Source organism: Magnetococcales bacterium, assembly GCA_015231175.1.
Lineage (GTDB): Bacteria > Pseudomonadota > Magnetococcia > Magnetococcales > DC0425bin3 > HA3dbin3.
Genome location: JADGBZ010000022.1, coordinates 7,871 through 21,122 on the forward strand (window position 1 = coordinate 7,871; position 13,252 = coordinate 21,122).

At 60.9% G+C, this 13,252-nt stretch carries 10 protein-coding genes and 1 tRNA gene; all 11 read left to right on the forward strand.

Going from position 1 to position 13,252, the window contains the following annotated elements:
* Positions 1-1,435, forward strand: a 1,435-nt coding sequence (locus HQL63_06855) for a hypothetical protein (protein ID MBF0176552.1), incomplete at its 5' end; no start/stop codon positions are given.
* A gap of 90 nt (positions 1,436-1,525) precedes the next feature.
* Positions 1,526-4,321, forward strand: a complete 2,796-nt coding sequence (locus HQL63_06860; GenBank protein ID MBF0176553.1) for a valine--tRNA ligase — start codon at positions 1,526-1,528, stop codon at positions 4,319-4,321.
* Positions 4,318-5,154, forward strand: coding sequence for a carboxylating nicotinate-nucleotide diphosphorylase (gene nadC, locus HQL63_06865; protein ID MBF0176554.1), 837 nt, complete (start codon positions 4,318-4,320; stop codon positions 5,152-5,154). Before HQL63_06860 ends, nadC begins: the two co-directional genes overlap by 4 nt.
* A complete protein-coding gene (locus HQL63_06870; protein MBF0176555.1) occupies positions 5,147-6,151 on the forward strand; it encodes a biotin--[acetyl-CoA-carboxylase] ligase in 1,005 nt (334 codons plus the stop codon). The genes nadC and HQL63_06870 overlap by 8 nt, the downstream gene beginning before the upstream one ends.
* A 103-nt stretch (positions 6,152-6,254) precedes the next feature.
* Positions 6,255-7,022 (forward strand): type III pantothenate kinase, encoded by a 768-nt coding sequence (locus HQL63_06875; protein MBF0176556.1) that lies wholly within the window; start codon positions 6,255-6,257, stop codon positions 7,020-7,022.
* 8 nt (positions 7,023-7,030) lie between these two features.
* The gene (locus tag HQL63_06880) at positions 7,031-7,948 is read left to right on the forward strand and encodes an SPOR domain-containing protein (protein ID MBF0176557.1); all 918 of its coding nucleotides are present in this window, start codon (positions 7,031-7,033) and stop codon (positions 7,946-7,948) included.
* 42 nt (positions 7,949-7,990) lie between these two features.
* A tRNA-Met gene (locus HQL63_06885) sits at positions 7,991-8,067 on the forward strand.
* A 593-nt stretch (positions 8,068-8,660) separates the two neighbouring features.
* Positions 8,661-9,926 (forward strand): HD-GYP domain-containing protein, encoded by a 1,266-nt coding sequence (locus HQL63_06890; GenBank protein MBF0176558.1) that lies wholly within the window; start codon positions 8,661-8,663, stop codon positions 9,924-9,926.
* A gap of 247 nt (positions 9,927-10,173) precedes the next feature.
* The gene (locus tag HQL63_06895) at positions 10,174-10,830 is read left to right on the forward strand and encodes a precorrin-8X methylmutase (protein MBF0176559.1); all 657 of its coding nucleotides are present in this window, start codon (positions 10,174-10,176) and stop codon (positions 10,828-10,830) included.
* A 1-nt stretch (position 10,831) separates the two neighbouring features.
* Positions 10,832-11,944, forward strand: coding sequence for a cobalt-precorrin-5B (C(1))-methyltransferase (locus HQL63_06900; protein MBF0176560.1), 1,113 nt, complete (start codon positions 10,832-10,834; stop codon positions 11,942-11,944).
* A complete protein-coding gene (gene cbiE / locus HQL63_06905; GenBank protein MBF0176561.1) occupies positions 11,941-13,233 on the forward strand; it encodes a precorrin-6y C5,15-methyltransferase (decarboxylating) subunit CbiE in 1,293 nt (430 codons plus the stop codon). Before HQL63_06900 ends, cbiE begins: the two co-directional genes overlap by 4 nt.
* Positions 13,234-13,252: the final 19 nt, after the last annotated feature.

Consider the following 13,252-nt stretch of genomic DNA (forward strand, 5'->3'; position numbering starts at 1 on the left):
TCTGGCCATGGAGGAGCTGCCTGCCGAGACCGCAGCGGAAGTGGTGCCCGAAGGGGAAGAAGATCTTCTGGCCATGGAGGAGCTGCCTGCCGAGACCGCAGCGGAAGTGGTGCCCGAAGGGGATGTATTGCTGGAAGAGGAAGAAATGTTGGTTGCGGGGGAGCCGTCAGCCGAGGTTGCAGCCGAGGTCTCCCTTGCGGTGGATGCGTTGGCCAGTGTTGAGGAGCTGTTGGCGGCGGAGGATTTGTCAGCCGAAGTTGTACCCGAGGCCGATGCACAGGCCGCCGAGGTTGCCTTGGCAACGGAGGATTTGGGGGAAGAGAAGATCGACTTCCCGGGGACGGAGGATTTGGCGGCGGAGTTGTCTCCGGAGGCATCGCCATCGGAGGTGGATGCCCCGTCGTTGCAAGTGGAGGCTGACGCAGAAGAAGAACCCCTTGAGTTGGGACTGGACTCCCTGGTTGCTGGACCTGCCGCAGAGGGCGCCGAGAGTGCTGGAGAGCTGGATGAGGCTGCCCTTGCCGCAGAGGGCGCCGAGGGTGCCGGAGAGCTGGACGAGGCTGCCCTTGCCGCAGAGGACGCCGAGGGTGCTGGAGAGCTGGACGAGGCTGCCCTTGCCGCAGAGGTCGCCGAGAGTGCTGGAGAGCTGGACGAGGCTGCCCTTGCTGCGGGGAGTGACGAGGCGGTCGTGGCGTTGGACGAAGCCGCGCTGGTCAAAGATGACACCGAAGGGTTGGTTGAAGAGGCTGTGGACGCAGCGGATGGGATGGATCTGGATCACCTCGATGACGAAAAAGAGGATGACGCCCTGTCGTTGTTGTCGCTTGACGGGCCGATTGAGGTGGATGGACCCGCAGTTCCCGAGACCCTGGCGGATGACCTGCCATTGACCGAGGATGAACTGGCCTCGGCTGAAGAGATTGCGGCGGTTCCACAGACGGGTGAGGATCCTCCCGATGTGCCGGAACAACTGGTTGCGGACAACCCCTTGACCCCGGATGAACTGGCCTCGGCTGAAGAGACTCCGGCGGTTCCACAGACGGGTGAGGATCCTCCCGAGGTACCGGAACAAATGGTTGCGGACAACCCCTTGACCCCGGATGAACTGGCTTCGGCTGAAGAGACTCCGGCGGTTCCACAGACGGGTGAGGATCCTCCCGAGGTACCGGAACAACTGGTTGCGGACAACCCCTTGACCCCGGATGAGCTGGCCTCGGCTGAAGCGGTTCAGGGTGGCAGGACGGATGGGGGGGCGCCCCTCGCCTCCCCCGATCTTGCTCCGGCGGCGTTGCGGGAAGCGTTTGGGGAACGGGTGGAACGCCTGGTTGAGGAGTTGGCCCGGACCATGCTTGAAGAGATGCTGCCCGGCATGTTGGAGGAGGCCATTCGCCACGAGATCAGGCAAATCCGGGGAGAGTCCTCCGGGGAGGGATGATTCCGTAACGCCCCGGGTGATGGGGGGCATCCCGGCGAAGAAGGTCAATTTGATTTCCGACAAGATTTGAGATCATGACGATGGGTGACCATGGCTGAAGAGCTGTCGAAAAGTTATGGACCGGCTGGTGTGGAACGGCACTGGAACGCGGTGTGGGAGGGCAGGGGATATTTTGCCCCGCGCTTGCAGGAGGGGAGGCAGGCGTATTGCATCATGATCCCGCCGCCCAATGTGACCGGCAGCCTGCACATGGGGCATGCCTTCCAGGACACCATCATGGATGCCCTGATCCGTTATCATCGCATGCGGGGGGATGCAACCCTCTGGCAGACGGGGACCGATCACGCCGGCATAGCGACCCAGATGGTGGTGGAACGGCAATTGGAGGCCGAAGGAAAAACCCGCGACGATCTGGGCCGGGAGGAGTTTATCCGCCGGGTTTGGGAGTGGCGCAACACCTCCGGTGGGACCATCGTCCGCCAACTGCGGCGGCTGGGTGCATCCTGCGATTGGTCGCGGGAACGTTTCACCATGGACCCGGGGCTCTCCCGCGCCGTCACCGAGGTGTTTGTCCGGCTTTATGAAGAGGGATTGATCTATCGCGGCAAGCGCCTCGTCAACTGGGATCCGGTGCTGCTGACAGCTGTTTCGGATCTGGAAGTGGTTGCCGAGGAGGAGGATGGTCACCTGTGGCATATGCGTTATCCCCTGGCGGATGGTTCCGGTCATCTGGTGGTTGCGACCACCCGGCCAGAGACCATGCTGGGCGATACGGCGGTGGCCGTTCATCCTGAGGATACCCGATATCAGCATTGGGTTGGCCGGAAGGTGCGTCTCCCCCTGGTCGAGAGGGAAATTCCCATCATTGCCGATGCCTACGTGGACCCGGCGTTTGGCACCGGGTGCGTCAAGATTACGCCGGCCCATGACTTCAATGACTATGCCATGGGTGAGCGGCATGGTTTGGAAAAAATCAACATTCTGACCGACCACGCGACGCTCAATGATGCGGTGCCCCCGGCTTATCGGGGGTTGGATCGGTTTGTGGCCCGTACCCGGGTGGTGGCGGACCTGGAGGCGCAGGGCCTGTTGGCGAAGGTGGAACCCCATCGGCTGATGGTCCCGCGTGGCGACCGGAGCAAGGCGGTGGTGGAGCCCTATCTGACCGATCAATGGTTTGTGAAAAGCGCTCCCTTGGCGGAGGAGGCGATCCGCGTGGTGGAGACAGGCCGTGTCCGTTTTGTGCCGGCCAACTGGGAAAAGACCTACTTCGAGTGGATGCGCAACATCCAGGATTGGTGCATCTCCCGACAAATCTGGTGGGGTCATCGCATTCCGGCGTGGTATGGCCCGGATGGCCGGATTTTTGTTGGTCGCAGCGAGGAAGAGGTGAACGCTGCGGCGGCGCACCACTACGGCGAACCCAGTCCTCTGACCCAGGATCCGGACGTTCTTGACACCTGGTTCTCCTCGGCGTTATGGCCCTTTTCGACCCTTGGCTGGCCGGAACGGACACCGGAGCTGGCGCGGTTTTATCCAACCCAGGTGTTGGTGACCGGATTTGACATCATTTTCTTCTGGGTGGCCCGGATGATCATGATGGGACTCAAGTTTGCGGGGGATGTGCCGTTCCATGAGGTGTATATTCATGGCCTGATCCGTGACGGAGAAGGTCAGAAAATGAGCAAATCCAAAGGCAACATCCTGGATCCGCTGGATCTGATCGACGGCATTGGCCTGGAAGATCTGGTGACCAAACGGACCCGTGACATGATGCAGCCCCATTTGGCCAAAAAGATCGAGGCGGCTACCCGACAGGATTTTCCGCAGGGCATTCCCCCCTTCGGCACCGACGCTCTGCGCTTCACCATGGCCAGCCTGGCCACCCAGGGGCGTGATGTCAAATTTGACCTGGGACGCATCGAAGGGTATCGAAACTTTTGCAACAAATTATGGAATGCCAGCCGCTTCGTGTTGATGAACACTGCCGGGCGGGCGTGCCTTCCGGACGAGAGGAGATTGCCGTTTTCAGTCGCTGATCGCTGGATCGCGTCGCACCTCCAGCACTTGATTCGAGACACCGGACGGGCCTTGCTGGAGTATCGGATCAACGATGCGGCCCATGCTCTCTATCAATTTTTGTGGGGTCACTATTGCGATTGGTATCTGGAACTGGTCAAGCCGCTTCTGTATGGAGCCCATGCAGAAGAAGAGAATCGGTTGGCTGTTCGCTTCACCATGCTGGATGTGTTGGAGACCGCTTTGCGGTTGCTCCACCCATTGATGCCGTTCATCACCGAGGAGTTGTGGCAAAAAGTGGCCCCCGGAGTGGGGCGTCTGGGCGAGACCATCATGCTGGCTCCCTGGCCGGAGGTGGATCCGGCGCGGCAGGATCCGGAAGCGGAGCAGGAGATGGGGTGGGTGATGGCTTTCATCACGGCGGTCCGCACCATCCGCGCCGAGATGGATCTCTCCCCCGGGCAGCCATTGGCGGTGGCGGTCGCTGGTGAGCCGTGGGCGGTGGCGTTGCTGCAACGGCACCAAGAGGTGATCCACGCCTTGGCGCGGATCTCGGAGTGGCGGGTGTTGACGGATGCAGCGCCTACAGGGTGTGCCACTGGTGTCGTTCAGGGATTGCGTTTGTTCATCCCTCTGGCCGGAATCATCGACCTGGACGCCGAAGAGTCCCGCCTGGAAAAAGCCATCGGCAGGGTGGAAGGTGATCTCCAGCGTGTTCTTGGCAAACTGGGGAATGAAAATTTTCTCGCCAAGGCCAAACCCGACATCATCGACAAGGAACGTCACAAACAGCGTACCATGGAGGAGCAACGCCAGGGGTTGGCCGAAGCATTGGAACGAATTCGTGCCCTGAGGAGGGAACAATGACATTTCCCTGGTTGGACATCGTCAGGAGTGCCCTGGCCGAAGACGTGGGACGGGGTGATGTGACCACCAATGCGCTCCTGGGAGCAGGGCAGGGGGTCAAGGCCAAACTGGTGGCCCGCGAGGATCTCGTCGTTTGTGGCCTCTCCGTTATGGATGAGGTCTTCCGACTGGTGGATCCCCGGGTGCGCATGCTGCCCACCATCCAGGAGGGGTTTGGGGCCATGGCCGGCAACACCATCTGCACGATTCAGGGACCGGCCCGGGGCATTTTGACCGGGGAGCGGGTGGCGCTCAATTTTTTCCAACATTTGTCCGGCGTCGCCACGCTGACCCGCCAATATGTCGAACGTGTGTCGGGCACCGATGCCCGTATCGTGGATACCCGCAAGACTGTGCCGGGTCTGCGTCTGATGCAGAAGTATGCCGTTCGGGTGGGCGGTGGTCACAACCATCGCATGGGTCTTGACGATGGTGTCCTCATCAAGGAAAACCATATTGCCCTTGCCGGTGGATTGAAGGCGGCTGTGGAACAGGTGCGCGCCACGGTCCACCATTTGCTGCGCATCCAGGTGGAGTGCGAAACCTTGGAGCAGGTGCAAGAGAGCCTGGATGTGGGCGTGCATGCCGTTTTACTTGACAACATGGACCTGCCCACCATCGCCAGGGCGGTGCAACTGGTGAGAGGCCAGGCGTTGGTCGAAGCCAGCGGCAACATGACCCTGGAGAAGGTGAGGGCCGTGGCGGAAACCGGGGTCGATCTGATATCCGTCGGCGCCATCACGCGCAGCGCCACCAGCCGGGATGTCTCCCTGCTCATCGATGACGATGTCTGAACTTTTGACAGCTCTACGCCTGGCGCGTGGATCCTCCTTGTCGGGAAAAAATTTGGGGGAGAGGTTGGGCATCTCCCGGGCCGCCATCTGGAAGCGGATCCGGGCTCTCAACCGGAACGGGTATGTCGTCGAGGCCAGACGTGGCATGGGGTATCGCCTGGTGCGTGAACCGGATGTGTTGACCTGGGAAGCGGTGGCTCCCCTGCTGCCGGAGGGCCTGTTTCAGGCTGATCGCTACCACTATCTGGCGGAGGTTGGATCGAGCAACGAGGAGGTCGTCACCCGGGCGCGACAGGGAGCCCCGGAGGGCACGGTCGTGGTGGCGGAAAGCCAGACCCATGGCCGGGGTCGCCTGGGCCGGCGCTGGAACTCCCCACCGGGGATGAATCTCTATTTCTCCTGCCTGTTGCGTCCCGACATGAGTCCCAATCGGACGTTTCAGTTGACTCTTCTGGCAGGGTTGGCGCTGGCCGAGGCGGTGCAGGAGGCTGGATTTGCCGAGGCGACCATCAAGTGGCCCAACGATTTGTTGTTGCGCGGTCGCAAATTGGCCGGGATCCTGACAGAGATGAGCGCCGAGATGGACCGGGTTCACTATGTTGTGGTCGGCGTTGGTTTGAATGTTCATCTTACGACAGCGGCGCTTCCATCCGAGTTGCGTGATATCGCCATCGGTTTGGCCGATGTCTACGCTGCGTCCAGTGTGCCGGGGGGGGGTGCGGCGCCCGCGCCTCCGTTGCGTCGGAATCTGCTGGTTGGATTTTTGGGTCGATTTCAGGAGTGGTACCAGCGCTATCGGGAGAGGGGTTTTGGCGTGGTGCGGGAGGCCTGGATGGAAAGGGCGCGTATCCAGGATCGCCGGGTCACCGTCCACTTGTTGAAGGAGACCTTCACCGGCACGGCCCTGGAGATGGACCCGGACGGATTTCTCCTGGTGAGATGCGATGAGGATCAGACAATCCGCCGCGTGGTGGCAGGTGATGTGGCCATGGTGTGAGGCTGCCACCTCATCCGATAAAATATACGCTTGAGTTGTGGTCAGGGAGTGTCGAAGAGACTTCAGGTATATGGACCCTGTGGGAAAGAGTGGAGCGCGGACCATGTTGCTGGTGGTGGATGTCGGAAATACTCATATCGTCTGGGGTGTGTACGAACGGGAAGATCTGGTTCGACATTGGCGGGTCTCCACCCGGGTGGAGTGCACCGGCGATGAGTATGGTTTCTTGATCGCTAACCTGTTCAGCTCTTCCGGCATGGATCGGAGTGCCGTGGAGGGGGTGATCATCTCAAGCGTGGTCCCCCCGGTGCAGTCGGCCCTGGTACGTGCCGTGCGCCGCTATTTGGGGTTGACGCCGCTGATCGTTGGTCCAGGCTTGAAAACAGGCATCTCCATCCGCTACGACAACCCCAAGGAGGTGGGTGCGGATCGGGTTGTCAATGCGGTGGCGGCCTTCCACATGTTGCAGCAACCCGCCGTGGTGGTGGATTTTGGTACGGCCACCACCTTCGACCTGGTAGGCCCCAAGGGGGAGTACCTGGGTGGCGCGATAGCCCCGGGTTTGGGTCTGGCCATGGATGCCCTGTTCGAACGGACCGCCAAACTGCCCCGCATCGAGTTGGCCCAGCCATCCGTGGTCATTGGCCGGGATACGGTCAGTTCCATGCAGTCCGGTCTTTATTGGGGGTATGTCGGATTGGTGGATGGATTGATCGAGCGCATGGAGGAAGAGTCCGGTTTCAAGCCGTTGCGGGTGTTGGCGACGGGGGGGTTGGCGCGGTTGATTGCCCAAAACAGCCGCCGTGTCGAGATTGTCGATGAGTTTCTGACCTTGACCGGGTTGCGTATTCTCTACGAAAGAAATCGGTAGGGGGTATCATGATGCGAGCCATGACAGCCACCATGGACCAGTCGGGCGCCTCTGGCCTGCCGTCGGTCGTCCTTCGTTTCGGACCTTTGGCTTTGGTGGTTTTGCTCTCGTTGCTGAATCTTTACCTGCTCCTGGTTTCCCTGAAACAACCGGAAGTGAAACTCTGGACCGGTCCGCTCATGACGGGCAAGGTGCTTCCTCTCCAGGTCAAATCGGCTGAGATGGCTGGCAAGGATACCAAGCAGGAGCACTCCCCTGCTGCCGAGACGCACCAAAAGAAGGAAAAAGTCGTCGAAAAGCCGCCTGCGGCCCAGTTGCACGCCGTATCCAAGCCCGTTGTCGCCCATCCCGAAACCAAAAAGCCGACTTCCACCCCTGCGGTGGCTGCCGCTCCGGAACCCGTTGCGGCTGTCGGTACTGCCCCGGATGGCAGCGGCTACTACGTACAGGCTGGCAGCTTCTCCCTGCGCAAGGGCGCTGACAGTCTGTCGGCGCGTTTGCAAACCAGGGGGTTGCGTCCCCGCACTTTGCATCAGACGGATATGGTGTTGGTCAACAACGTGCAGGCCGGTCCCTATCGGGTTTTTGCGGAAGCCAAAGAGGCGGAGATCAAGTTGCGTTCGGCGGGCATCATGGCCAAGACCGATAACACCTGGGAAGGGTACATCATTTCGATCAGCCGGGATGTCCAGCTTGGCGGTGCCATCGACAGCATGGGCCATGCTGAAAAATTGGGTGTGAGGCCCTTGCGCGTCATCAAAGTGGAAGATGCCCTGAAATTTTATAAGGTGATCCTCGGACCCTATAAAACCGAAAAGGACGCCAAAGAGATGAGTGCAACCTTGGCAGAGTCGGGCCTGGCTGTGCCCTTGATCAAAAAGTGGGAAGGCAGTGGAGAAATGGCACAAAAGGATTCCGAGGGTTGACTCTTCCGGGGTTGCAGGTAGAATCACCTGCGCTGGCGGTGTGGCGGGGTAGCTCAGCTGGTCAGAGCAACGGATTCATAATCCGGAGGTCGGGGGTTCAAGTCCCCCCCTCGCTACCAGATAAAGTAGGGAGTTATGGCCACTTACTGAGTGGCCGTTTTTGTTTGGCCGAGGTAAGCTTGCCTGCGCGGCCTCACCCTGCACAGCTTCCAGACCTTGCTCCATAGTGTGGAATCCCTGGCCTGCAACCGTTGTCAGATGCTGCCAGAACCGGAAGGTTTTTGGTCTCTGTTGCGTTCACGGCTCAGGCCACATCGGAGCATATCACAGGAGAAGTTACCGATATATTTGGGGTTTTTCGAGTTTATCCATAACGTGAGAATGCGGGGCAAGCGGGTACTGCATTCCCTGTTGGATCTCCTGATGCGATAAGCACCGGAATCCCTGTTGAGCCTTTCAAAAAATGGGTCAGCGGCACGCCGTTTTACCTGCAATGACCTCGGATTGTCGCTAAAATGGATTCCAAATGGTGGGATGTGCGGGTATCATGGGCGGAGTTCGGGTGGTTCCGCCCGAATATGCCGAACATTTGGCCTTCTCCCCGATATCGCTTGGCTGTCACGACGCTGATACATCTTTCAGGCGCTATCTGCGCCATCTTCCGGCTCGGAATGGATGCACGGAGCCGCTGGAATCAAAGAGATCGACAACCATGATCAAAAAAATACCCGTCACCTCCCTGCACCCAGGCATGTATGTCCACGATTTCAACCACAGCTGGAAAGACCCCTGCTGTGGTGGCGGGAATCCTCGTTTTCCCACCCAACCCCGTCTGATCCGGACCGAAACCGAGGTCAGGGAGATCATCGACCACGGTATCCGTGAACTTGATATCGACACGGACAAGGGGGAGGACGTGGCCGGTTCCCGGGATCGTGCCAGAGTGGAGGAGGAGTTGGCTGCCCAGCTCTTGGCCCTGGGAGATGACGACGATGATGACGGCACGGCCGAGAGTGGTCCAACGTTTACCCAGGAGTTGAATCGCGCCGCCGAAGTCAAGACTCGCGCCCGGCAACTGGTGGGCAATGTCCTCGAAGATGCCCGCATGGGTAAGCAGGTCGAGCTGGGCCCCATGCGCAGCATGGTGGAGGAGATGGCCGAATCCATGTTTCGTAACCAAGACGCCATCCTCAGCCTCAGCCTGATCAAAAAAAAGGATGAGTACACCTTCATGCATTCGGTCAATGTGGGTGTCTTCATGCTTTCATTCTGTCAAGCTCTGGGCATTACCTCACAAGATCTGGTCGATGTCGGTGTGGGCGCCGTGCTCCACGATATCGGCAAGATGAAAACCCCGCCCGGCATCCTCAACAAACCCGGCAAGTTGACGGATGAAGAGTTCAAAATCATGAAGATGCATGTCACCCACAGTCGCCGCATTCTGGAACGTTGCCCCGGGATCAGCGAAGTCAGCATGAGCGTGGCCTACCAGCACCACGAACGTTATGACGGCAGCGGCTACCCTGAAGGGCTCAAGGGGGATAAAATCAACACCTTCGGCCAGATGGCGGCCATCTGTGATGTCTATGACGCCATCACCTCCGATCGGGTCTACCATAAAGGCAATGTGCCGCACACCGCCCTGAAGCGCATGCTGGAGTGGAGCAAATACCACTTCAGCGCCGAGCTGTACCACAAATTTGTCAAATGCGTCGGTATCTATCCCATCGGCTCGTTGGTCCGCCTGAGCAATGACCATCTGGCGGTCGTGGTCTGCTCCAACGCGGAGAGCCAGTATCACCCGGTCGTCAAGGTCATGGCCAACGCCAAGATCAAAAAAAAGGTCGAGCCGATCGAAATCAACCTGATGCACCACAAGGACGTTTCCAACGGTCTCTCCATCGTCGGCTGCGAAGAACACACCAAATGGGGCATCGATCCCAAGAAATATATGCCTAATCCGAAGGTTTTTGAATAGAAACGATCCGGTACTCTTCCAAGGAATGGTCTGGACATGAAAGCCTTGGTCAGGGTTTCGTCCCGAACCCTACCAGGGCGCTGCCCTGGACCCGCCAGGGAGCCAGCCCCTTGGACCCCAATGCGTCGCCCTTTCTTGATATGAAAGCCTTGGTCAGGGTTTCGCCCCGGACCCCGCCAGGAGGAAGGGCACAGCCTTTCCTCCTGGATCTCCATCCCAGTCTTTTAATCCTTTTTCTGGAACTCCCATGACTGCATCCTCTTCTGCCCCACCTCTGGTGGCCCAGGGCGCCGCCATTGAATCGGCCTCCTTCCAATACATCGACGCCCACGCCGGTGATCACACCTGCTACGCTGCCGCCCAATGGCCCCTGGTGCGGCGGCTTATCCACACCAGCGGCGATTTTGCCTTCAACGGCCTGACCTGTTTTCATCCCGAGGCCATCACCGCCGGCGTGGCGGCCTTGCGGGCCGGAGCTCCGCTGGTGGTGGATGTGGAGATGATCCGCTCCGGCCTGACCCCGCGACGCCTGCAACCATTTGGTCTTCGCCCGCAACAATTCATCGCCGATGCCGATGTTATCGCCGCTGCCCAAACCAACGGCACAACCCGCGCCACGGAGGCCATGCGCAAGGCATGGCGCCTGGATCTCCTGAGCGGCGGGGTCATCGCCATCGGCAACGCTCCGACGGCCCTGTTGGAGTTGTTGCGCCTGATCGAGGTCGAAGGGGTGCGCCCGGCCCTGGTGGTGGGGGTGCCGGTGGGGTTTATCTCGGCAGCCGAGTCCAAGGCTGCCCTGGCCGCCACCACCCAAATCCCCTGGATCACCATCACCGGCACCAAGGGAGGATCGCCGCTGGCTGTGGCCGCCCTGCACGCCCTGCTCGACCTGGCTGCCACCTGACATGAAGCGGGGCGAATCACCCCAACGCGGCAAACGCACCGGCTTTACCACCGGCGCTTGTGCCGCCGCCGCCGCCCGGGCTGCCATCACCAGTCTGCGCAACGGCACTGTCCCGCAACAAGTGGCGGTGTTGCTGCCCAACGGCGCGGTGGTTACCTTCGCCGTGGCCGAAGGTTCCTGCACCCCCACCACCGCCCGCTGCGTGGTCATCAAAGATGCCGGCGATGATCCCGACTGCACCCATGGCGCCCGCTTGACTGCCGTGGTCCAACGCCTCCCCGATCCGATCGGCGCCGTCATGCTGCGGGGCGGTGAAGGGGTCGGCGTGGTCACCCGCCCCGGTCTCGGCACCCCGGTCGGAGAACCAGCCATCAACCCCACTCCCCGGGCCAATATTCTGGAAAACATTCGGGCCGCCGCCGGCACCATCCTGGAACAGGCCGGCCTGGAAGTGACCCTCTCCATTCCGGGTGGCGAGGAGTTGGCCCGCCGCACCCTCAACGCCCGCCTGGGTATCACAGGGGGGTTATCCATCCTGGGCACCACCGGCATCGTCTATCCCTACTCCACGGCGGCCTACAAAGAGGCGGTGCGCCAATCCGTCCATGCCGCAGCCGCCATGGGCCTGCCTGCGGTGGTCCTGACCACCGGACGCCGTACCGAACGTTTTGCCCGGGGCATTCTGGTCGATCTGCCGGAGAGCGCCTTCATCCAGATGGGTGATTTTGTCGGCGCCGCCCTGGAGAGCGTCGCCGCCACAGGCATGCCCCAGGTGATCGTTGCCGCCATGGCGGGCAAACTGGCCAAAATAGGCCAGGGCGTGGCCAACACCCATGCCCACAAGGTGCCCCTCGACATGGAACGGGTGGCCTACCTTGCCGCCACCGTGGGCGCCGGAGCAGCCGAGCTGGAACAGATCCGCACCGGCATCACCGTCCGCCACGCCGCCGACATCCTGGCCAAAAAAGGTCTGACCCCAGTCTTCTACCAGAGATTGGTCTCCGATGTGATCACGGCCCTGTATCAGCGTCTTCCCCCATCCACCCGGCTGGAGGTGTTGGCTTTCGATGCCGAAGGCCTGCTGCTGGCGCACATCAAGGCGCCCACCCCATGACCGGCACCTGCTGGATACTGGGGGTGCTCGATGCCGGGCCGGACTATTTGACCCCCGCCGCCGTCCGCATCCTGGGCCAGGCCGAGTTGCTCATCGCCGACTCACGTTTTCTTGACCTGTTCGCCCACCTGGCCCCTCCCGAAGCCGAACAACGCTCCCTGAACGGCAGGCTCGCCGAACTCCCCGGCTGGATCCAACAGGCCCAGGCGCAAAATCGGCAGGTGGTCGTTCTGGCCACCGGTGATCCCCTCTGTTTTGGCGTGGGAGGGTACCTGCTGCGCCACTTGCCGGCCAACACCTGCCACATTTTGGGCAACGTCTCAACCCTGCAACGGGCGTGTGAACTTTTGGGCCTCGCCTGGGGTGACGCCGTGCGACTCTCGGTGCATGCCAAGGATTCAGGCGTTTGGCGTCGCGACTCCGGACCGGAACATGCGCTCTTTCCTTTGCGCCGGGCCCTGCTGCAAGCAGCCCCGATCACCCTCCTGACCAGTCCCGCCAACACCCCGGCGCGCATCGCCGACATGCTCGTGACCTTGAGGTTGGACCTCACCTGGGAAATGGCCGTGGCCCAACGTCTGGGCCACCCTGATGAAAGCATCACCCACTGGATGCCACCCTCCATGGCCCAAACCAAATCTTTTGCCGATCCCCATGTCGTGGTGCTGCGCCGTTCTCCGTCCGGTCAAATCGCCCCGGCCACCCTGGAGGCGCCCATCCTGGGCATCTCCGACGCCGTTTTCCAAAAACGCACTCCGGATCGCGGACTGATCACCCGCCGGGAGATTCGCGTCGTCGTTCTGGCGCACCTTGGTCTGCAACCCCACAGCCAGGTCTGGGATATCGGCGCCGGTTCCGGCAGCGTCGGCCTGGAGGCTGCCCGTCTTGCCCCTCTGGGAGCCGTCCACGCCGTGGAGATGCATCCCGAATGCATCCGCATGATCCAGGAAAATCGCCAGCAATTGGGGGTGACCAACCACTTTTTACGGCACGCCAAGGCACCGGACGGCCTGGACGCATGGCCCGATCCCGATGCCATCTTCATCGGTGGTTCAGGGGGAGTCCTGACGGAACTCATTTCCTTGTGCTGGCAACGTCTGCGACCCGATGGCCACATGGTCATGAATTTTGCCACCCTGGAAAATCTCCACACCGCCACCAACACCATGGATCGACTCGGCGCACCCTGGGAGATGATCCAGTTGCAACTCTCCCGCACCAGACCCATCGGCGCCATGCACCGGCTGGCGGGGGAAAATCCAGTATGGATCGTGACGACGACCAAATGAGGTTCCCAACACCAAGGAG